Source organism: Chromobacterium haemolyticum, from assembly GCF_002081825.1.
Lineage (GTDB): Bacteria > Pseudomonadota > Gammaproteobacteria > Burkholderiales > Chromobacteriaceae > Chromobacterium > Chromobacterium fluminis.
Genome location: NZ_MUKU01000004.1, coordinates 1 through 20394 on the forward strand (window position 1 = coordinate 1; position 20394 = coordinate 20394).

Annotated in this window: 18 protein-coding genes; 7 read left to right on the forward strand and 11 right to left on the reverse strand. The window is 63.5% G+C overall.

The window, feature by feature from the left end:
• The 8 genes from B0T39_RS03410 to B0T39_RS03445 all read right to left on the reverse strand — a co-directional run.
• Nucleotides 1-500 (reverse strand): transposase domain-containing protein (locus B0T39_RS03410; RefSeq protein WP_176219472.1); only part of this gene is annotated, 500 nt, incomplete at its 3' end.
• A gap of 131 nt (nucleotides 501-631) precedes the next feature.
• The gene (locus tag B0T39_RS03415) at nucleotides 632-1375 is read right to left on the reverse strand and encodes a M48 family metallopeptidase (RefSeq protein ID WP_081544820.1); all 744 of its coding nucleotides are present in this window, start codon (nucleotides 1373-1375) and stop codon (nucleotides 632-634) included.
• Between the two features lie 176 nt (nucleotides 1376-1551).
• On the reverse strand, nucleotides 1552-2409 hold the full coding sequence (locus tag B0T39_RS03420) for a CDP-diacylglycerol diphosphatase (RefSeq protein WP_081544821.1): 858 nt from the start codon (nucleotides 2407-2409) through the stop codon (nucleotides 1552-1554).
• Nucleotides 2410-2512: 103 nt separating this feature from the next.
• Nucleotides 2513-3505, reverse strand: coding sequence for a murein tripeptide/oligopeptide ABC transporter ATP binding protein OppF (gene oppF / locus B0T39_RS03425; RefSeq protein WP_081544822.1), 993 nt, complete (start codon nucleotides 3503-3505; stop codon nucleotides 2513-2515).
• On the reverse strand, nucleotides 3498-4499 hold the full coding sequence (locus B0T39_RS03430; RefSeq protein ID WP_081544823.1) for an ABC transporter ATP-binding protein: 1002 nt from the start codon (nucleotides 4497-4499) through the stop codon (nucleotides 3498-3500). The genes oppF and B0T39_RS03430 overlap by 8 nt, the downstream gene beginning before the upstream one ends.
• An 18-nt stretch (nucleotides 4500-4517) precedes the next feature.
• Nucleotides 4518-5432, reverse strand: a complete 915-nt coding sequence (locus tag B0T39_RS03435; protein WP_081544824.1) for an ABC transporter permease subunit — start codon at nucleotides 5430-5432, stop codon at nucleotides 4518-4520.
• A 25-nt stretch (nucleotides 5433-5457) separates the two neighbouring features.
• Nucleotides 5458-6378, reverse strand: coding sequence for an oligopeptide ABC transporter permease OppB (oppB, locus tag B0T39_RS03440; protein ID WP_043589643.1), 921 nt, complete (start codon nucleotides 6376-6378; stop codon nucleotides 5458-5460).
• Nucleotides 6379-6612: 234 nt separating this feature from the next.
• Nucleotides 6613-8229 (reverse strand): peptide ABC transporter substrate-binding protein, encoded by a 1617-nt coding sequence (locus B0T39_RS03445; protein ID WP_081544825.1) that lies wholly within the window; start codon nucleotides 8227-8229, stop codon nucleotides 6613-6615.
• 719 nt (nucleotides 8230-8948) lie between these two features.
• Between B0T39_RS03445 and B0T39_RS03450 the strand changes: the two genes are divergently transcribed.
• Together B0T39_RS03450 and B0T39_RS03455 are read left to right on the forward strand one after the other, a co-directional pair.
• The gene (locus B0T39_RS03450) at nucleotides 8949-10082 is read left to right on the forward strand and encodes an efflux RND transporter periplasmic adaptor subunit (RefSeq protein WP_081544826.1); all 1134 of its coding nucleotides are present in this window, start codon (nucleotides 8949-8951) and stop codon (nucleotides 10080-10082) included.
• Nucleotides 10079-13168, forward strand: coding sequence for an efflux RND transporter permease subunit (locus B0T39_RS03455; RefSeq protein WP_254894481.1), 3090 nt, complete (start codon nucleotides 10079-10081; stop codon nucleotides 13166-13168). Before B0T39_RS03450 ends, B0T39_RS03455 begins: the two co-directional genes overlap by 4 nt.
• Before the next feature lie 54 nt (nucleotides 13169-13222).
• Here B0T39_RS03455 and B0T39_RS03460 read toward each other — a convergent pair whose 3' ends face one another.
• Both B0T39_RS03460 and B0T39_RS03465 read right to left on the reverse strand, forming a co-directional pair.
• Entirely contained in the window at nucleotides 13223-13720 is a 498-nt protein-coding gene (locus B0T39_RS03460) for a CNP1-like family protein (RefSeq protein ID WP_081544828.1), read from the reverse strand.
• A gap of 15 nt (nucleotides 13721-13735) precedes the next feature.
• Nucleotides 13736-14515, reverse strand: a complete 780-nt coding sequence (locus tag B0T39_RS03465) for an NRDE family protein (protein WP_081544829.1) — start codon at nucleotides 14513-14515, stop codon at nucleotides 13736-13738.
• Nucleotides 14516-14704: 189 nt separating this feature from the next.
• Between B0T39_RS03465 and B0T39_RS03470 the strand changes: the two genes are divergently transcribed.
• Both B0T39_RS03470 and pyrC read left to right on the forward strand, forming a co-directional pair.
• Entirely contained in the window at nucleotides 14705-14935 is a 231-nt protein-coding gene (locus B0T39_RS03470) for a sulfurtransferase TusA family protein (protein ID WP_043589636.1), read from the forward strand.
• Nucleotides 14936-15134: 199 nt separating this feature from the next.
• Complete coding sequence (gene pyrC, locus B0T39_RS03475) at nucleotides 15135-16172, forward strand: dihydroorotase (RefSeq protein WP_081544830.1); 1038 nt, start codon at nucleotides 15135-15137, stop codon at nucleotides 16170-16172.
• 57 nt (nucleotides 16173-16229) lie between these two features.
• Here pyrC and B0T39_RS03480 read toward each other — a convergent pair whose 3' ends face one another.
• Nucleotides 16230-16571, reverse strand: a complete 342-nt coding sequence (locus B0T39_RS03480) for an FKBP-type peptidyl-prolyl cis-trans isomerase (RefSeq protein WP_081544831.1) — start codon at nucleotides 16569-16571, stop codon at nucleotides 16230-16232.
• Nucleotides 16572-16880: 309 nt separating this feature from the next.
• On the opposite strand from B0T39_RS03480, the gene B0T39_RS03485 reads away from it, so the two are divergent.
• The 3 genes from B0T39_RS03485 to B0T39_RS03495 all read left to right on the forward strand — a co-directional run bounded on the left by B0T39_RS03485 (nucleotide 16881) and on the right by B0T39_RS03495 (nucleotide 20389).
• Complete coding sequence (locus tag B0T39_RS03485) at nucleotides 16881-17630, forward strand: sulfite exporter TauE/SafE family protein (protein WP_081544832.1); 750 nt, start codon at nucleotides 16881-16883, stop codon at nucleotides 17628-17630.
• A gap of 162 nt (nucleotides 17631-17792) precedes the next feature.
• Nucleotides 17793-19319 carry a 4-hydroxyphenylacetate 3-hydroxylase family protein gene (locus tag B0T39_RS03490; protein ID WP_217806188.1) on the forward strand — a complete coding sequence of 509 codons (1527 nt, stop codon included), beginning with the start codon at nucleotides 17793-17795 and terminating at the stop codon, nucleotides 19317-19319.
• 23 nt (nucleotides 19320-19342) lie between these two features.
• Nucleotides 19343-20389 (forward strand): aromatic ring-hydroxylating dioxygenase subunit alpha, encoded by a 1047-nt coding sequence (locus B0T39_RS03495; protein WP_081544834.1) that lies wholly within the window; start codon nucleotides 19343-19345, stop codon nucleotides 20387-20389.
• Nucleotides 20390-20394 lie beyond the last annotated feature (5 nt).

The following is a 20394-nucleotide window of genomic DNA, read 5'->3' on the forward strand; positions in this document are numbered from 1 at the left end:
GCCAATGCCGTTAGCGTCAGCAGCCGCAACTGGGGGTAGCTTGCCACAACGCCCGAGGCATAGACCTGAGCACCAAAGTGCTGGCGATTTTCCGGCGTGTCGGAGGTTCGGAGGGTGCTGCCATCGATGGCATAACGGGCTAACCCACGCCAAGTGCGTCCGCGTCGCTGCCGTTCATCCCAAGCCCCGGCGCAGAGAGTGAAGAGTTGAGCCAATGGTTCTTCTCCGAGCCGCTGTCGTGCCTGGGTCAAGGCGCTTTTGGCGATGTCGGGGTTAGCCTCGTCGGGCAGCACCAAATCGAGATGGGCAGCGACTTCCGGGATGGATTGATGCCGGAACATAGCCAGCGCGATCAGAAGCCAGACGACCTGCTCGGCCGGCAATTTACGCCGTCGCACGCTGGCTTTGCCGGTCACTGCAAGGGCGTGGACGATCCATTGAGGATCAATTTTCTGAGAAAGAGCAGAGAAATCAGGGTGTTTGTGAGCCTTGCCAACCATAGGGACGGAAATGAGTGAGTCAACATGAGCGAAGTATCAGCAGGATTCGCACCATGAAAAATGCCGTTCACTTGCTTAAGTGAACGGCATTACCGCCTCGGCGGTGCTTTTTGCTTGCGAGCGAATGCCGCTTACATGCTCTGGATCTGCTTTTCCAGTTTCACCGCGCGGTCGCCCGGCGCCGGGTGGCTGGACAGCAGGCTGCTGTCGTTGCCGTACAGGTCCGCCAGCTTGCGCAAGGCGGCCGGACCGCCTTGAACGTTGTAGTTGTGGCGCTTGAGGAAGCCCACCGAGTAGCCGTCGGCGTCGCTTTCCTGAGATTGGGAGAACTGCGCGTTCACCACAGCTTCGGCGAAGCCGCCGAGCTCGGACTCGGACAAGCTGCTGGCGACGCTGTTGCCGCTGCCGGCCGCGCCCTTGCGCGCAGCGGAAGTGGCGTAGGCCAGTTGCATGGCTTTCTTGGTGTGGCCCAGTTTCACGTGGCCGATTTCATGGCCGATGACGAAGCGCACTTCATCGTCGTTCATCTTGTCCATCAGGCCGCTGTACACGCGCACGGTGCCGTCGGCCATGGCGAAGGCGTTGACTTCCTTGGTCAGATAAACCTTGAAGTTCAGCTTGGTGCCGTCTTCGCTGTCCAGGCCTTTGACCATCTTGGCCAGGCGCTTGGAATAGGCGTTGGAGGCCGGAGCCACTTTGTTCTTCTTGTCCATCACCACACTGGATTCGGCCGCCATGGCTTTGACGTCGGCGTCGCTGAGCGTGGCGGATTTCACCAGGTCGGAACCGGCGCTGATCATGGAGCCCAGATCGAAAGCGTGCGCCGGAGCGGAGAAGCAAGCAGCAGCCAGAACTGTCAGAGCGAATTTTTTCATGTTATCAGTCTCATTTAATTTACAAATTCAATTTACAAATAAAGCAGACGGATGCTATCCGCTTTGCCTCCGCTTGAAAAGCGATTGGCATAACTACCCGCCATTCCCGATTCACGGCCTCCTAGGCGCTTAAATCGGCAAGCCCTTGCCAGCGCAAAGGTTTTTTCGAAACCACGCTAGGCCGGTGGAGAAGCGGAGTGTGAATGGTTGTCGCGGAGACGCAACGCATAAGAACCATTAACGGACGCGCCTCGCTCGCCGGCGCGCAGCGCCGGACACGCGTGGTCCTGCAACTCCTCGACCGAGGCGCGGTTGGCGCCGATCAGGCTGGCGCGGCTGCTCAGCAGTATGAAACCGTCGCGTCCGTCTGTCAGCCGCGTCGCCACCAAGGCCAGGCCGTAGTGGCCCATTTCCAGGCCGGCTTCCGGCAGCCCGGCCGCCAGCGCCTTGAATGGATCCACTTCGGGCCCGCCGTCGGCCTTGGCCGCCAGAGCCCGCGCCCAGTAGACATGGCCTTGCAGCTCCACCGGCAGTTCCCGCCACTCTTCGTTCAAGCTGTCTTTCAGGTCTTCCAGTTGTTGACGCACGGTGGCGTTGGTGCAGGAGATATGGATGTGCAGCTGGTTTTGCGTACGCCCGTACTGGGAGTTGATCGTCAGCGACAGCAGTTCGCGCGGAATCGGCCGGCCGTAGCGCTGCTCCAAAAAGCCGCGCGCGCGCCAGGCCGCCCCCCAGTAATCCGGCGCTCGCTCGATCAACAGTTCCGGGCTTTCGATGCCGCTGAGGCGGGCGGTGGGGATCAGCAGGTATTGCAGCCAGCCGTTGCGGTCTTTCAGCACCGCGTACCCGCCGGCCTCGCCGCCGCTCAAGTTCACTTCGACGCAGGGCGCCGGCTGACCGGTGGCTTGCTGATTGGGCACGCACTGCCGGTTGACGATGTTCCACAAGGCGTCGGAATCGGCCCACAGCAGCGCCGAGTATCCCAAGGCCAACGCGGCCAGCAGGCCGGTGGCGATTTTGAGCGTGGTTTTCATGTTTGGATTTTTACTTGATGCCACCTCGCCACTATAGCGAAAGCCGGGCCCGGACATGAAAAAACCGCCCCTAGGGGCGGTTTGGCGCGGGACAGGGTCCGGCTCAGGCCAGCAGGCAGGAAGACTGACTCTGCTCGCTGACCCGGCGCAGCGGCGTGGCCTGCTGAGCGCAGCGCGTCTCCGCCTGCGGGCAACGGGTGCGGAACACGCAGCCGGACGGCGGGTTGATCGGGCTAGGCAAGTCGCCTTGCAGGATCTGGATCACCTTGGTCTTTTCCAGCTTCGGATCCGGGATGGGAATCGCCGACAGCAAGGCGCGGGTGTAGGGGTGGGACGGCGCGTCGTACAGCGCGGCCTTTTCCGCCAGCTCCATCTCGCGGCCCAGATACATCACCAGGATGCGGTCGGAGATGTGTTTGACCACGGCCAGATCATGGGCGATGAAAATCAGCGCCAGGCCCATTTCGCGCTGCAACTCCTTGAGCAAATTGATGATCTGCGCCTGGATGGACACGTCCAGCGCCGATACCGGCTCGTCGCAGATGATGAGCTTGGGCTCCAGAATCAGCGCGCGGGCGATGCCGATGCGCTGACACTGGCCGCCGGAGAACTCGTGCGGATAGCGGTTGATCATCTGCTCGCGCAGGCCCACCTTGGCCATCATCGCCTTGACCCGGCGCATCACTTCCTCCGGCCCCAGCTCCGGCTTGTGCACGCGCAGCGGCTCGCCGATGATGTGGGCCACCGTCATCCGCGGATTGAGCGAAGCCAGCGGATCCTGGAAGATCATCTGGATGTCCTTGCGCACCGCCAACCAATCCTTGTCGCTGCCTTTGCGCAAATCCTTGCCCATCCAGACGATTTCGCCGTCGGTGGCGGGAATCAGGTTCAGGATGGCGCGGCTGAGCGTGGATTTGCCGCAGCCGGATTCGCCCACCACGCCCAGCGTTTCCCCGGCGTAGAGGTCGAAGCTGACGCCGTCCACCGCCTTCAGGGTTTTCTTGGCGCTCCACGGCCAGCTGTCGTTGCCCTTGACCTGGAAGTGCACTTTAACGTCGCGCACCGAGAGAATGGCTTGTTTGGCTTGTTCAGACATGGGCCACCTCCTGGGCTGCTTGCGCCAGCTCGACGGCCGGCTTGTGACAGGCGCGTATCACCTGCGGATTGTGGCTGCTGGCCTGCAGCAGCGGCAGTTCGTCGGCGCAACGCTCGGTGCTGTGCTGGCAACGTTCGGAGAACGGGCAGCCCTTGGGCATGTGCGCCATATTGGGCGGATTGCCGGGAATGCTGACCAGCTCGCTGCCGTCGTGGTCCAGCCGCGGCAGCGCGCCCAGCAGGCCGATGGTGTAAGGGTGGCTGGGATGGTAGAAGATGCTGTCGGCGTCGCCGTATTCCATCACCCGGCCGCCGTACATCACCATCACTTTTTCGCACAGGCCCGCCACCACGCCCAAATCGTGGGTGATCATGATGATGGAGGTGCCGAAATCGCGCTGCAGATCCTTCAGCAGCGTCAGGATTTGCGCCTGCACCGTCACGTCCAGCGCGGTGGTGGGTTCGTCGGCGATCAGCACTTCCGGCTCGCACAGCAGCGCCATCGCTATCATCACCCGTTGGCGCATGCCGCCGGAGAACTCATGCGGATACATGTCCACGCGGCGCGCCGCTTCCGGAATGCGCACCGCTTCCAAAAGCTCGATCGCGCGCTTCTTGGCCGCGCGCCGGCTCATGCCCTTGTGCAGTTCCAACACCTCGGTCATCTGCCGCTCCACCGTCAGGTAGGGGTTGAGCGAGGTCATCGGGTCCTGGAAGATCATGGACACGCGGTCGCCACGGATGGCGTTCAGTTCCGGGGCGCCCATGGTCAGCAGGTCTTTGCCGTGAAACAGCACTTCGCCGCTGGTGGAACCGTTGCGGGCCAACAGGCCCATGATGGACAACACGCTCTGGCTCTTGCCGGAGCCGGACTCGCCGACGATGCCCAGGGTCTGACCCTTGTCCAGTTCGAAACTGACGCCGTTGACGGCGTTGACCATGCCGTCGTTGGTCTGGAACTGGACCCCGAGATTGCTGACTTTCAAAATGCTCATAGTGGTTCTACCTCGGGCTCATCGATCTTTCGGGTCCAGCGCGTCGCGCAGGCCGTCGCCGATATAGTTGGCGCAGTACAAGGTCAGCGACAACATGCCGGCGGGGAACAACAGCTGCCAGGGCTGGCTTTCCATGGTCTTGGTGCCGTCGCCGATCAAGACGCCCCAGCTGGTCATCGGCTCTTGCACGCCCAGGCCCAGGAAGGACAGCACCGATTCGGTCAGAATCACCCCCGGCACCGTTACCGTAGTGTAGATCACCACGATGCCCAGCAGATTGGGCACGATGTGGCGGGCGATGATGGTGGCGGTGGACACGCCGATGGCGCGCGCGGCTTCCACGTATTCCTTGGACTTGATCGACAGCGTCTGGCCGCGCACCACGCGCGCCATGTCCATCCAGCCCAGAATGGTGATGGTCAGCACCACCAGATAGAACTCGCGGCCCAACAGAGTCACCATCAGGATGGCGATCAGCAGATAGGGCACCGCGTACATCATGTCCACGATGCGCATCATCAGGTTGTCTATCTTGCCGCCGAGGAAGCCGGCGCTGGCGCCCCACAGCACGCCTATGATCACGGCGGCGACGGTGGCCAACGCGCCCACCATCAGCGAGATGCGGCCGCCTATCAAGGTGCGCACCAGGAGGTCTCGGCCCAAGTCGTCGGTGCCGAACCAGTGCATGCCCTGCCAGGTGGGCGCCAGGCTGATGGCGTCCCAGTCGGTGTCGTCATAGGTATGGGGCAGGAACATCGGCCCGAAAATACAGGCCAGCACGATCAGCGACAGGATGATCAGGCTGACCACGGCCGCGCGGTTGCGGAAAAAGCGGATGCGCGCATCGCGCCACGGGCTGCGGCCTTCAACGGCGGCGTCGTCCAGACGGGTCTCCAGCGCGATCGCCGCTTGCTTCTGTTTGCTTCTCAACATGGGGAATCCTTCGCGGTCACGCGCGTCAATAGCGAATCTTGGGATCGAGGAAGGCGTAAGCCAGGTCGACCAGCAGATTGAGCAGCACGGCAATCACCGTCACCAGCACCACCAGGCCCAGCACCAGCGTGTAGTCGCGGTTGGCCGCGCCGTTGACGATGAGCTTGCCCAGGCCGGGCAGCGAAAAGATGGACTCGGTGACCACGGCGGAGGTGATGGAGGAGATGGTCAGCGGCCCCAGCAGCGTCACCACCGGCATCAAGGCCGGCTTCAATGCGTGGCGGACGATGATGGTGCGCATCGGCAGGCCCTTGGCGCGCGCGGTGCGGATGAAGTTGCTGCCCAGCACCTCAATCAGGCTTCCGCGCATCACCCGGCCTATGGTGGCCACGTTGATGAAGGTCAGCAGCGCCACCGGCAGAATCATGTAGCGCGGATCGAAATCGTTCCAGCCGCCGGACGGCAGCCATTGCAGCGTAACGGCGAAGATCAGCACTAGCACCGGCCCGATGATGAAGGACGGGAAGGCGCTGCCCATATTGCTGATCAGCATCACCAGATAATCCACCACGCTGTTCTGACGCAAGGCGGCGACGATGCCTAGCGCCACGCCTATCACCAACGAGATCAGGATGGCGCTGCCGCCAATGGCCGCCGACACCGGCAACGCCTTGGCCACCAGGTCGTTGACGCTCCAGTCCGAATAACGGAAGGAGGCGCCCAGATCGCCTTGCAGCAGGCTCTTCAGGTAGTACAGATATTGCTGCCACAAGGGCAGGTCGAGATGGTATTTGGCCTGCAAATTGGCCAATACCGCCTCGGAAACTTTGCGCTCCCCGTCAAAGGGGCCGCCAGGGGTCATGTGCAGCAGCAGATAACAGACGGTGATGACGGCCAACACGGTGGGGATCGTCAACAGTACGCGTCGTAAAGTGTAGGACCACATTGCAAATTACTCCGACTCGCCGCGCCCGACGCGAGCCGGCGCGATGCGCGGGCTGCGGACGGACCAACGGCGATTGACACCGACAGTCACGGGCGGGCGCCGTTTGCCACGGCCGCCCGCTCAACACATCGGGGTTGCCCCCGTTTTCAGATCAGAGCCAGACGCGCGACCGCCCGCGCGCCTCCGGTCCCGCGCGGGACTGGAGGCGTTCAGGCGTCGGCGCGGGGCCGGCGATCAATGCTGGATGATGTAGAGATCCTTGCTGCGGTAGCGATCCACCGGGTTCTTCAGCGAGTAGCCGCCCACATACGGTTTCACCAGGCGCGGCAGCGTGTACTGCAACACCGGGATCATCGGGTAGTCGTCCATCACCAGCTTGGTGGCCTGTGTCAGCAATTGGGTGCGCTTGGCCTGATCGGTGCTTTCATTGCCCTGCTTGATCAACTCTTCCGCTTTCTTGTTGCAGTTGAAGTTGTCGTTCTGGGTATTGCCGCACTGAACCAGCGCCAGGAAGGTGGTGGCGTCGTTATAGTCGGCCAGCCAGCCGTTGCGCGCCACCTGGTAGTCGCCGTCGTGGCGTTTCTTCAGGAAGACTTTGAACTCCATGTTTTCCATGGAGGTGTTGAAGCCCAGCTTGCTCTTCCACTCGGAGGCCACGAAGATGGCCATCTTCTTGTGGTAGTCGCTGGTGTTGTAAGACAGCTTGAGCGTGGTGCCCGGCTTCACACCGGCCTGGGCCAGCAGCTTCTTGGCCTCGTCCACGCGCTTGGCCATCGGCCATTGCGCCCAGTCGTAGCTGGTGGGCAGGCCGCCGTGCACGCCCTTGACCATCACGCTGTAGGACGGCAGTTGGCCGTCGCCGGTGATTTTCTTGGCCATCAGATCGCGGTCCACCACCATGGACAGCGCCTTGCGCACGCGCACGTCCTTCAGCAGCGGATCCTTGTTGTTCAGGCTGTAATAGCGCAGGCCCAGGATAGTGGAAGTTTTCAGGTCCTTGGGCATGGAGCTCTTGAGCTTGTCGAAGCTGCCCGGCGGGATCTCATAGGTCATGTCGGTCTGGCCGGACTGATACAGCTTCTGATCCGCGTTCTGGTCTTCGATCGGCAGGAAGCTGACGCGGGTCAGTTGCACGTTCTTGGCGTTCCAGTACTGCGGGTTTTTCTCGATCACCACCTTGCTGTTGACTTGCCAGTCTTTCAGCACGAAGGGGCCGTTGCTGACCATCTTGCCCGGCTTGACCCAGTCTTTGCCGAACTTGTCGATCACCGCCTTGGGCGCGGGGCCCAGTTGGGCGTTGGACATCAGTTCCGGCAGGTAGGACACCGGGAAGGCGGTATCCACTTGCACGGTGTATTTGTCCAGGGCCTTGACGCCGATGGCGGTCACCGGCTTCTTGCCGGCCACGATGGCCTCGCCGTTTTGGAAGAAGATGCCGAAGGTGCCGGCGTAGGGAGCGGCCAGCTTGGGATCCACCAGCCGGCGGATGCCGTAGACGAAATCGTCGGCGGTGACGCCGCTGCCGTCGGACCATTTGGCGTTCTTGCGCAGCTTGAACACCCAGGTAGTGGGCGCGGTCTGTTTCCAGGATTCGGCCACGCCGGGCTGGAGCTTGCCTTCGTTGTCGGTGGCGGTCAGGCCTTCGAACAGGTCATGAGTAATGATGTTGGCGGGCACGCCCTCCACCACCATCGGGTCCAGCGATTCCGGTTCGGAGCCGTTGGAGCGCACCAGTTCCTGCTTGGCGGCCAGTTTGGTGCCCGGCGGCACGATGGCGGCCAGGGCCGCGCCGGAAGTCAAGGCCAACGCCACGGCGGCCGCGATTGTCTGTAGCGATTTCTTATCAGCCATCTCGCCTACTCTCCTAAGTATTGTCGATCCCGTCGATATCGCGGGACGATCAGAATCTTCACTCGATTGTATCCAGAGTGGTTGGCGGCCATTATGCGCTGAGGATTTTGAATACTTCAAGTGCTAAGCACGACGCCACGGCGAGCGATTTAACGTTTTAGTCGCAAATTGACTATCCTTGCCCGCATTAGCTGCCACAGCCTTCTGATTTCGCGATGTTTTTTCACTTTACTCGTCATGGCATTCTAAAAATTATTGGCTCTCATACACATTGCTCATGGCTAGGCAGAATAAGCCTATACAATTAATCCAAAGACATATCAGAGTAATCTAATTTTCTTTTTGGCGGCTTTTTCCAAAATCATTAACGCTTTTGCGCTTGGCGAAAACGGAGGGGCTTGAGTAAGCTCGACCCGACGCATGCCGCGCGCCGCGCCGGCTTCCCGGCCGCAGCCCCAGGCGCCCAGTCCGCGCCGCCAACGCATCTTCCTGATCCGCAAGGCTTATTCAGCCCTATCATTCCAAAGAGCGGACGGAGTCCGGCCCGGTCTTCCGAGCCGCGCGACCGGCGGCGGAGAGACGCCCTGGAACGCGGCCCGTCGCCGGACTAAATGTCCGCGGCAAGCGGCGACGCCGGCATGCGCCGACAGGTATCGATGGGACGACGCCTGGCATCCACACGGCGGGCTAGGCGCCCGCCCCAAGAGCGAGAATAAAAGATGAAGAAACGAGTCGTTGCAAGCGCAGCCGCGCTTGCTCTGGCTGCGGCCAGCCTGGCCGGCTGGTATGGCTCCAGAACAACCGCGGCCGCTGCAAAAACCGCGGCGCGCCCGCCGGTTGCCGTTGGCATCGCCAAAGTGGCGGCGGAGGATCTGCCGATCGAGCTGAACGCCACCGGCAATGTCACCGCCATTGAAAAGGTGGAGGTCAAGCCTCAGGTCTCCGGCGTGGTGGCCAAGGTCCACGTCAAGGAAGGCCAAAACGTGGCTCCGGGCCAATTGCTGTTCACGCTGGACGCGGCGGCGGAAACCGCCCAGTTGAAAAAAGCCCAGGCGCAGACGCTCAGCGATCAGGCCCAACTGAAAAACGCCGAACGCGACCTGGCGCGCAGCCGCGACCTTCTGGCGAAAAACTTCGTCTCGCAAAGCGTGGTGGACGCCAATCAATCCAAAGCAGACGCGCTCAGCGCCACCGTCGCCGCCGACCGCGCCCAAGTGGAAGCGGCGCGGGCGGCGCTGGACTATAAAACGCTGCGGGCATCCATAGGCGGGCGCATCGGCGTCATCAGCGTCTATCCGGGCACCTTGGCGCAGCCGGGCATGGCCGCGCCGATGCTGACCATCACTCGCATTCATCCGATCAACGCCACCTTCACCTTGCCGGAGCGCGAGCTGGGCGCGGTGCGCGCGGCCCAGGCCGCCGGCAAGCTGCTGGTGCGCGCCACGCTGCCGGACAGCGGCGACAGCGTGGACGGCAAGCTAGTCTTCATCGACAGCGCGGTGGACAGCGCCAACGGCACGCTCACGCTGAAAGCCGAGTTTTCCAATCAGGACGGCAAGCTGTGGCCTGGCCAGTTCGTCACCGTCTCGCTCAACGCCGGCCGCTACCAGCAGGCGGCCACCATCCCGGTGGCGGCGCTGCTCACCGGGCCGGAAGGCAAATTCAGCTACGCGGTGCAGGCCGACGGCAGCGTCAAGCGCGCGCCGGTGGAGCTGCTGGCCATTCATAAGGAAAAAGCCGTCGTCAAAGGCCTGCGCGTCGGCGACGCCGTGGTGTCCAACGGCGGCCTCAATCTGCGCCCCGGCGACAAGGTGCGCGCGGCCTCGGCCGGCCCGGCCAGCGGAGGCCAATGATGCAAATCTCCGAGCTCTGCATCCGCCGTCCTGTGATGACGGTGCTGCTGTGCCTGTCCCTGGTGGTGGCCGGCCTGATCGCTTATCAGAAGCTGCCCATCGCCGCGCTGCCCAGCTTCGATACGCCCACCATCAACGTCTCCGCCAGCCTGCCCGGTGCCAGCCCGGACAGCATGGCCTCCTCGGTGGCCGCGCCTCTGGAAAAGCAGTTTTCCACCATTCCCGGCATCTCGGTGATCAGCTCGTCCAGCTCTCTGGGCAGCACCTCCATCACGCTGGAATTCGACAACGACCGCAATATCGACCTGGCGGCGGTGGACGTGCAGGCGGCGCTGCTGCGCGCACAGCGTTCGCTGCCGACGGAAATGACCTCGACCCCGTCCTACCGCAAGGTCAACCCGGCGGATTCGCCGGTGCTGTTGCTAGCGCTCAATTCGCCGTCCATGTCGCTGTCCGACCTCAACGACTACGCCGAGAACTGGATCTCGCCCAATATCGCCACCCTCAAGGGCGTGGCCCAGGTCAACATCTTCGGCCAGAAGCGCTACGCGGTGCGGATCAAGGCCGACCCGGGCAAGCTGGCCTCACGCAATTTGACGCTGGACGACGTGGCCGCCAGCATCCGCGCCGCCAACGTCAACACCCCGGTGGGCACGCTGGAGGGCAAATCGCAACTGATGACGGTGGAAGCCAACCGCCAGCTGCAAAACGCCGCCCAGTTCGCCAAGCTGGTGATCGCCAGCCGCAACGGCCTGCCGGTGAGACTGTCCGACGTGGCCGCGGTGGAAGACAGCGTGGAAAACCTCAAGACCGGCAGTTGGGTCAACGGCGAGCGCTCCATCGTGCTGGCGGTGATGCGTCAGAGCGACGCCAACACCGTGGCCGTGGTGGACGCCATCCGCAAGGAGCTGCCGCAACTGCAGGCGCAATTGCCCGGCTCGGTGCGGCTGAACCTACTCAACGACCGCTCGCAGTCCATCCGCGAAGCCATCCACGACGTCAAGCTGACCCTGTTGCTCACCATCGCGCTGGTGATCATGGTGATCTTCATGTTCCTGCAGCGCATGGCGGCCACGCTGATTCCTGCGCTGTCGCTGCCGATCTCGCTGATCGGCACCATAGGGCTGATGTACTGGCTGGGCTACAGCCTGGACAATATCTCGTTGCTGGGCATCACGCTGGCGGTGGGCCTGGTGGTGGACGACGCCATCGTGATGTTGGAAAACATCGTCCGTTATATCGAAGAGGGCTTGTCCCCGATGGAGGCGGCGCTGAGGGGCTCGCGTGAAATCGCCTTCACCATCGTGTCGATCTCGCTGTCGCTGGTGGCCATCTTCATCCCCATCTTCTTCATGCAGGGCGTGATCGGCCTGCTGTTCCACGAATTCGCCGTGGTGGTGTCGCTGGCGGTGCTGGTGTCGGCGGCGGTGTCGCTAACCCTGATCCCCTTGCTGTCCTCGCGCTTTCTCAGCGCCGACTCGATTGGACACCAAGCCCAGCGCGGCCGGCTGGCCGCAGCGCTGGAGAACGGCTTCGACGCGGTGCTGGCCGGCTATCGCCGCACGCTGGACCTGGCGCTCAAGCATCGCCGCCTGACCCTGGCCGGCGCGCTGTCCACCTTCGTCCTGACCGCATTAATGTTCAACGGCATTCCCAAGGGCTTCTTCCCCACCGAGGACACCGGCCAGATCATGGCCAGCACCGAGGCGGCACAGGACATCTCCTACGACGCCATGCTCAAACTGCAGCAACGCGCCGCCGCCATCACCCAGGCCAACCCCAACGTCGCCTTCGCCACCTCCTCGCTGTCCGGCGGCAACACCGGCCGCATGTTCATCCAGCTCAAACCGCGCGGCGAGCGCGCCAAACTGGACCCGACCATGGAAAGCCTGCGCCGCGACCTGCGAGCGGTGCCGGGGCTCAGCGTCTATCTGAACCCGACGCAGAACCTGCGCCTGGGCGGCCGCCAGAGCAAAAGCCGCTATCAATACACTCTCCAAGGCATACAGGCGGAAAGCCTGAACACCTGGTCCGACAAACTCTTGCAGCGGATGCAGGCCGATCCCATCTTCCGCGACGTCACCAGCGATTCCCAGCTCAAGGGCCTACAAGCCAAGCTGAACATAGACCGCGACAAGGCCAACCTGCTGGGCGTGGACATCCAGAGCATACGCAGCGCGCTGTACAGCGCCTTCGGCGAGCGGCAGATTTCCACCATCTACACCGCCAGCGACAACTATCAGGTGATCCTGCAGGCGGACGACCCGTTCAAGATCAACGAGTTCGACTTCTCGCGGCTGCGCGTGCGCGCCGCCGATGGCCAACTGGTGCCGCTGTCCAGCATCGCCTCGGTGGAGCGCACCGTCGGCCCGATCTCGGTCAACCATCAAGGCCAGTTGCAAGCGGTGACGCTGTCCTTCAACCTGGCGCCCGGCATCCCGCTGAGCCAGGCCGACCAGCACCTGCGCCAGCTCAAAGAGCGCATCGCCCTGCCCGCCTCCATCGCCACCAGCTACAGCGGCGACGCCGCCGCCTTCGAAGAAACCCAGGGCAGCCAAATCCTGCTGCTGGGCATCGCGGTGGCGGTGATCTACGTGCTGCTGGGGGTGCTGTACGAAAGCTATATCCACCCGCTGACCATTCTGTCCGGCCTGCCCTCCGCCGCCATCGGCGCGCTGGGCACGCTGATGCTGTTTGGCCAGGAACTGACCGTCATCGCCAGCATCGGCATCCTGATGTTGATCGGCATCGTCAAAAAGAACGCCATCATGATGATCGACTTCGCGCTGGAAGCGCAGCGCAAGCAGGGCATGTCGCCGGAGCAGGCCATCCACGCCGCCTGTCTGCTGCGTTTCCGGCCCATCATGATGACCACCTTGGCGGCCTTGATGGGCGCTTTGCCCATTGCGCTGGGCCTGGGCGCCGGCGCCGAGTTGCGCCAGCCCCTGGGCCTGGCGGTGGTGGGCGGCCTGGTGTTCTCCCAGGTGGTCACGCTCTACATCACCCCAGTGCTCTATCTGTATTTCGACGCGCTGGCGCAACGCCACGCGGCCTGGCGGGAAAGGCGGCGCGCGCTGCGCGCCTGACGCGAAAAAGCCCGCGCCGGATGTCCGCCGCGGGCCTTTCTGTTTTCAGCGGCCTCAGCCCTGACGCAAACGCTTGATCGCCTCCTCGGCGTCGCGCGGCGCGCGCTTGTCCGGGCAGGCCAGATCGCGCAGCGAACGGCGCAGCTTGTCGTCATGATCAATCTTGCGCCATACCGGCTTGTTGGAGCGGATCCAGTTTTTATCGATGCTGTTGCCGAAGGCGTAGGCGCGATAGCTGCCCTCATTGCACAGCAGGCCCTCGAAGCTCAGGTTTTCCGCGCCGGCCGGGCTCTTCACCCGCACGATCATCCGCACCACCCCGTCCTCGCCCGCACTCAGCGTCTTGGCGTCGACGAAATACTGGTTGACCTGCAGATTATCGGTGCTCACCGCGATCCAATCCGGCTGCGCCGGATACGGCGGCAACTGGTAGTCGCCCTCCTGCCACGGCACATCCGGCGCGAAATCGATGTTCTTCTTGATCTTGTTGTCGGCCAACGCCGGCTGCGCGGCGCACAGGGCCAGCACGATGATGGCGGCAAAGGTCTTCAAATCACTACTCCTCGTTCAGCGCGCCGGAGCCGCGCTTGGCTGGCCCGGACGCAAGGTGAAACGGCGGCGGCCGGTTTCCCTGCCGGCCAGGCCCCAACTTAATTCCGAAAACTGCATGTCGCCGCGCGCCGACACCGTCAGCAGCATGGACGCGCGGGTGCCGTAGTCGCGGCCTTTTATGAAGATGGGCGACAACACCCGCTCCAGCGCGGAACCGATGCGGGTATTGGGCAACTGTCCCAACGGCGCCGGCGTGCCGTCGGACAGGGCGATGAAAGCCTGATCCTCGGTGGGCACGCGCTGAAACTCGCGCAAATATTCCGCCAGCCGCTCGCTCTTGAACCACGGCGTGTCCAGCGTGGCGTTGGACAAGGTGTGGATGCCCGGCGTCACCCGGGCGATCTGGCCGCCGCGGCTGTGGAAATGAAACAGGTCCGAGGCATAGCCGAACAGCAGGTTAAACGGCGCGTAGCGGCCTTGCTCGGCGCGCAGCCAATCGGCGAAGGCGAACGGATCCTCGTCGCCGGCGACGAAGCGCTCCACCAGCTCCCCGCGCGAGCGTTCCGCCTTGACCGGATGGCCGTCGCGGATATTCGTCACCGCGGCGATGCGGCCGCGGCCGTCCACCATCAGCCAACCGCCGCCGGACTCGGCGTCGCGGCCGCCCAGCGTATTCTGATATTGCGGCCACCAATCCAGCGGTTCGGTCGGACGCGCATAGTATTCGTCCCGGTTGGCCAGCAACACCAGTTGGCCCAGTCCGGGGGTCTTGTAGGCAAAAGCGATCACGCACATGATGAAGACCGATTTGAGGATGGCTTGGCGACTCGCGTAAACTTAGGGTTTAGGGAGCAGCCGCGGACAGTTCCGACCAGGCCTGTATTCCGCTCAATGTCCGCCGCGCATCGGCGACGCGGCCTTGAACGGGTTCCAAGCGGCCGGGCTTCTCTCCATTGTAACTGATAAGGCTGAGGAAGCCGGACCATGAATTTCGACAAGACCATAGACCTCTCCGGCCTCAACTGCCCGCTGCCCATCCTGCGCGCCAAGAAGGCGCTGGCGGAAATGGACAGCGGCGCGGTGCTGGAGGTGATCGCCACCGATCCCGGCGCGCCCAAGGACTTCGAAGCCTTCTGCCGCCAAACCGGCAACGCGCTGTTGACCTCGGACACCACGGCGGAAGGCAAATTCCGCATGGTGCTGAAACGGAAATAACCCCGATGGCTCAGAGCCAGTTTACAACCTTGCGAGCAAAGGCGAGACAAGGCGAAAGCGGCTGAAGAAGCGGAATGTACATAGAGTACATGAGGATTCTGAAGACGTACTCGCCGTGTCACTTCTCACGACGCGCAGCAGCTTGTAAACAGGTTCTTTTTGGCCGCCGCCCTTTTCATCGCTACCCGCAGGCAAGACCATGACGCAAACCCTGACCCTGATCCGCCCCGATGACTGGCATCTGCACCTGCGCGACGGCGCGGCGCTGGCCGCCGTATTGCCCGACACCTGTCGTCAGATGGGCCGCGCCATCATCATGCCCAACCTCAAGCCTCCGGTGACCACCGTGGACGCCGCCGCCGCCTACCGCGAGCGCATCCTGGCCGCGCGCCCGTCCGGCAGCCACTTTGAGCCGCTGATGACGCTGTACCTGACCGACAACACCTCGCCGGCGGAAATCCGCAAGGCCAAGGCCAGCGGCTTCGTCCACGCGGTCAAGCTCTACCCGGCCGGCGCCACCACGAATTCCGATTTCGGCGTGTCCGACGTCAACAAGGCCATGCCGGCGCTGGAGGCCATGACCGAAGCCGGCCTGCCGCTGCTGGTGCACGGCGAAGTCACTGATCCGGCCATCGACGTGTTCGACCGCGAAGCGGTGTTCATCGAGCAAGTGTTCCAACCGCTGCTGGCCAAGCTGCCCGCGCTGCGCGTGGTGTTCGAGCACATCACCACCCGCGACGCCGCCGAATACGTGGCCGCCGCGCCGGACAACGTCGCCGCCACCATCACCGCCCACCACCTGCTGATGAACCGCAACGCGCTGTTCGTCGGCGGCATCCGCCCGCATCATTACTGCCTGCCCGTGCTCAAGCGCGAGCTGCACCGCCAGGCGCTGCTCAAGGCCGCCACCAGCGGCTCCGCCAAGTTCTTCCTCGGCACCGACAGCGCGCCGCACGCGCGCCACGCCAAGGAGAGCAGCTGCGGCTGCGCCGGCATGTATACCGCCAACGCCGCCATCGAGCTGTACGCGGAGGCCTTCGAGGCCGCCGGCGCGCTGGACAAGCTGGAAGCCTTCGCCAGCCTCAACGGCCCGGCCTTCTACCGTCTGCCGGTCAACGAGGAGCGCGTGACTCTGGCCAAGCAGATGTGGACCGTGCCAGACGCGTTGCCCTACGACGGCGACGCGCTGGTGCCGCTGCGCGCCGGCGAGAGCATGTCCTGGAAACTGCTGGACTAAAGAGCAATGGCGAACAACACCTGGCCCCAACGCCGGTATGTTGTTCGCCTCGCCGCCTCAATCATCGCGGGTCAGCACTTCCAGCAGCTCGATCTCGAACAAGAGATTGGAATGAGGCTTGATCAGAGCGCCGATCTGGCGCTCGCCGTAAGCCAGGCGCGCCGGTACGTACAGCCGGCGCTTGCCGCCCGCCTTCATGCCCATCAAACCCTGGTCCCAGCCTTTGATCACGCGGCCGGTGCCGATCACGCACTGGAACGGCCGCCCCTTCGCGTAGGACGAATCGAACTCGGTGCCGTCTTCCAGCCAGCCGGTGTACTGCGTGGTGATCAAGGCACCCTTGACCACCTCCTTGCCCGTGCCCTCCACCAGATCGGTGATTTGCAGTTCATCGCTCATCTTGCTTCCTCGCCTTTAATCCGCCGCGGATGATAACGGACTCGCCCCGTCGCGGCGAGCCCGGCTCGCCGACTAGCGCCGTTGTCGCGCGTAAAACTTTTTCTACAAATATATTAATCATTAAATGCAATTCAAATACTACAAGGACAAACTTTCCCATTTGACATACATCATGACAAATCAGTAGGATGCAAACACTTGAGAACGGCTGAGTCGATACAAAATAGCCGTCGGAGAAATAGCAGGAGCCGTCAGGCCAACGCCCGTGAATATATTTCAAGCGTGGCCCGCAGGCCAGGAGCCCCCCCTATGTTGCTGGATTTGCCATGGCAGGACCTGAGCGCCATCTTTGCGGCGGTCACCATTGCTTACGTGATTTTTGGCGTGGCCGGTTTCGGCACCGCCCTGGTCGCCAGCCCCGTGCTGGCCATTTTCATTCCGGTATCCAAGATCGTGCCGTTGCTGGCGCTGATGGACATGTTCGCCGCCTTCAGCAACATCCTGCGCGATGGCCGCAAGGCGGACCTGAGCGAACTGAAGCGGCTGATCCCGCTGATGGTGGCCGGCAGCCTGATCGGCGCCGCCATCCTGCTGAAAACGCGACCGGACGCGCTGCTGCTGGCCTTGGGCGTGTTTGTGGTGGCCTATTCGTTGTATTCGCTCAGCGGCCTCAGCCCCAAGCGGCAGTTCCAGCCACGCGCGGCGGTCCCCTTCGGCCTGGTGGGTGGCGTGTTCAGCGCGCTGTTCGGCAGCGGCGGCTTCATCTACGCCATTTATCTATCCGGCCGCATCGAACAAAAAGAACACCTGCGCATCACCCAGACCACGCTGATTGGCCTGAGCACCCTGACCCGGGTGGTGCTGTTCGCGCTGGCCGGCGTCTATATGGACGCCTCCCTGCTGCTGCTGGCGCTGATTCTGGCGCCGGCCATGTTGTGCGGGGTGTTCGCCGGCCGCCACATCACCCTGCGGCTGACCCGCGAACAATTCATCCGGGTGATCAATACCGTCGTCCTGTTTTCCGGCGTCGTTCTGCTAGGCCGTTACTTCAGCCACTGAGCGGACTCCACTACGCAATACCCGCCGTAGCCATCCGCCGGCCGCGACCGCGCGCGACCACGCCCATGGCGTCGATTCTCTCATCCCTGACGGGAGGGCTCCCTGTCGCCCGCAGTCCGGGAATGTATTTGCTGCTCTTACAACGATGATGAGGAGTGCCAAGTGAATCATGCTGCATTGAACGAAATGATGACGCCGGCGGAGTACCTGGCCAGTCTCAACGACGGCCGCGAGGTCTACATCTACGGCCAGAAGGTGGCGGACGTCAGCCGGCACCCGGCTTTCCGCAACAGCGCCTACTCGATGTCGCGGCTGTACGAGGCGCTGCACCACCCGGACAGCCAGGAGCTGATGACCGACATCGATCCGGAAGGCTACCGCACCCATCGCTATTTCATGCCCAGCCGCTCCTGTGAGGACCTGCTCAAAGCCCGCGACGCCATCGCCCACTGGTCGCGGCTGACTTACGGCTTCATGGGCCGCACCCCGGACTACAAGGCCGGCTTCACCGCCACGCTGAAATCCGACCCCCATCTATACGCGCCCTTCCACGACAACGCGCTGAGCTGGTATCGCCAGAGCGCGCGCAAGGTGCTGTTCCTCAACCATGTGCTGGTGAACCCGCCGGCGGGCCGCGCCCGCGCCGCCTCGGAGATGCGCGATCTTTACCTGCACGTGGAAAAGGAAACCGACGCCGGCATCATCGTGCGCGGCGCCAAGATGGTGGCCACCAGCGCCGCCATCTCCAACGCCACCTTCGTCGCCCAGAACAGCGCCGCCCAATACCAGCCGGGCGGCGAGGAGGACTTCGCGCTCTGCTTCATCCTGCCGATGAACGCGCCCAACCTCAAAATCATCTGCCGCCGCTCCTACGAAGCCGCGGCGCTCAGCCCCTTCGACAACCCGCTGTCCAGCCGCTTCGACGAAAACGACTCGGTGCTGATCTTCGACGGCGTGTTCGTGCCCTGGGAAAACGTGCTGATCTACCGCGACATCGAGCGCGCGCGCAGCTTCTATTCCGCCTCCGGCTTCCTCAACCGCTACCCGCTGCAATCCGGCACCCGGCTGGCGGTGAAGATGGACTTCATCTGCGGCCTGCTGGCCAAGGTGCTGGAGTCCAACGGCAGCGACGGCTTCCGCGGCGTGCGCGCCCGGTTGGCGGATATCGTGGCGCTGCGCAACCTGATGTGGTCGCTGACCGAATCGCTGTGCCACAACCCGGAACCGCGCCGCGACGGCTCGGTGGTGCCGCGGCTGGAAGCCGCCGCCACGGTGCGCTATTTCGGCACCCAGATGATGTCCCAGCTCAAACCGGTGTTCAACACCATACTCGGCGGCTCGCCCATCATGCAGGTGTCCAGCTGGCTGGACCTGGCCAACCCGGAACTCAAGGACCTGATCGGCTGCTACTTCCAGGGCACCGATCAGGAGGCGGTGGACCGGCTCAAACTGATCAAGCTGCTGTGGGACGCGCTGGGCAGCGAGTTCGGCGGCCGCCACGAGCTGTACGAGCACAACTACGCCGGCAACAACGAGCAGGTGCGGCTGGACATGCTGCGCCACTGCGAGAGCAGCGGCGTGCTGGAGCAATGCCGCGCGCTGGTGGACGACTGCATGGCCGACTACACGCCGGACGGCTGGGCGCGTCCGGGCTGGCAGTTCGACGGCGTTTGCCGCGACCGCGTTTGAACCGGACCGGAAAGGAGGCAAGCATGCTGTACGCAGGCAAATGGGACCGCGCCGGTCTGGACTACCAGGCCTTGAAGAACCAATGGCACGTGGTGGCGCGCGCCGACGAAGTCAGCGCCGAACGCCCCAAGGCGGTGCGGCTGCTGGGCGAGGAACTGGTGCTGTGGCGCGACGGCGCCGGCCAGATCCACGCCTGGAAGGACTATTGCGGCCACCGCGGCGCCAAGCTGTCGCTGGGCTGCGTCAAAAAGGGCGAGATCGAATGCCCCTACCACGGCTGGCGCTTTGACGCCGGCGGCCAGTGCACGCGGGTGCCGGCCCACCCGGACCAGGCCACGCCCTCGTCGGCGCGGCTGATCTTCCGTCACCACGCGGCAGAACGCTACGGCCTGATCTGGGCCAGCCTGGACGCGCCGCAGCGGCCGCTGCCGGTGTTCCCGGAATGGGAGGACGACAGTTTCCGCAAAGTCTTCGCCGGCCCCTACCGCTATATGGGCAACGCCTTGCGCTCGGTGGAAAACTTTCTCGACGCTTCGCACTTCCCCTTCGTCCACGCCAATCTCAACGGCGACCCGGACGCGCCGGAACCGCTGCCGGACTATCAGGTGTTCAAGGACGAACACGGGCTGCGCACCTCGGAAATCTCGGTGTTCCAGCCCTACGGCGACCACCGCGGCATCCCGGTCACCGCGCGCTACACCTACTCGGTGTTCAACCCCACCACCGCCTACTTCGTCAAGAAAACCGGCGACACCGAGCGCTTCTGCACTTTCCTCAACGCCACCCCGGTGGACGAGGCCGAGTGCGTGATCTGGCTGATCGTCGCCATCAACTTCGGCGCCGACTTGAGCGAGGAAAAAATCCTCTACCGCCAGGACATGGTGTTCGAGCAGGACCGGCTGATCGTGGAATCGCAGCGCCCGGCGCGGCTGCCGCTGGACATCCAGCAGGAAATGCACGTTCGCAGCGACCGGCTGGGCATCGAATACCGGCGCTGGATCAAGGAACTGGGCCTGCGCGCCGACTCGCCAAACCACGCCGAGCCGCGCGCCGCGGCCTTGCTGAACTGACAGGG

Bases quoted from the DNA above. Each gene is read 5' to 3' on its own strand.
- B0T39_RS03450 (WP_081544826.1), top strand. From the start codon at position 8,949: ATGAAGAAACGAGTCGTTGCAAGCGCAGCCGCGCTTGCTCTGGCTGCG.
- B0T39_RS03415 (WP_081544820.1), bottom strand. From the start codon at position 1,375: ATGAAAAAATTCGCTCTGACAGTTCTGGCTGCTGCTTGCTTCTCCGCT.
- B0T39_RS03465 (WP_081544829.1), bottom strand. From the start codon at position 14,515: ATGTGCGTGATCGCTTTTGCCTACAAGACCCCCGGACTGGGCCAACTG.
- B0T39_RS03480 (WP_081544831.1), bottom strand. From the start codon at position 16,571: ATGAGCGATGAACTGCAAATCACCGATCTGGTGGAGGGCACGGGCAAG.
- oppF (WP_081544822.1), bottom strand. From the start codon at position 3,505: ATGTCTGAACAAGCCAAACAAGCCATTCTCTCGGTGCGCGACGTTAAA.
- B0T39_RS03435 (WP_081544824.1), bottom strand. From the start codon at position 5,432: ATGTTGAGAAGCAAACAGAAGCAAGCGGCGATCGCGCTGGAGACCCGT.
- B0T39_RS03485 (WP_081544832.1), top strand. From the start codon at position 16,881: ATGTTGCTGGATTTGCCATGGCAGGACCTGAGCGCCATCTTTGCGGCG.
- B0T39_RS03470 (WP_043589636.1), top strand. From the start codon at position 14,705: ATGAATTTCGACAAGACCATAGACCTCTCCGGCCTCAACTGCCCGCTG.
- pyrC (WP_081544830.1), top strand. From the start codon at position 15,135: ATGACGCAAACCCTGACCCTGATCCGCCCCGATGACTGGCATCTGCAC.
- B0T39_RS03455 (WP_254894481.1), top strand. From the start codon at position 10,079: ATGATGCAAATCTCCGAGCTCTGCATCCGCCGTCCTGTGATGACGGTG.
- B0T39_RS03495 (WP_081544834.1), top strand. From the start codon at position 19,343: ATGCTGTACGCAGGCAAATGGGACCGCGCCGGTCTGGACTACCAGGCC.
- B0T39_RS03430 (WP_081544823.1), bottom strand. From the start codon at position 4,499: ATGAGCATTTTGAAAGTCAGCAATCTCGGGGTCCAGTTCCAGACCAAC.
- B0T39_RS03445 (WP_081544825.1), bottom strand. From the start codon at position 8,229: ATGGCTGATAAGAAATCGCTACAGACAATCGCGGCCGCCGTGGCGTTG.
- B0T39_RS03420 (WP_081544821.1), bottom strand. From the start codon at position 2,409: ATGAAAACCACGCTCAAAATCGCCACCGGCCTGCTGGCCGCGTTGGCC.
- oppB (WP_043589643.1), bottom strand. From the start codon at position 6,378: ATGTGGTCCTACACTTTACGACGCGTACTGTTGACGATCCCCACCGTG.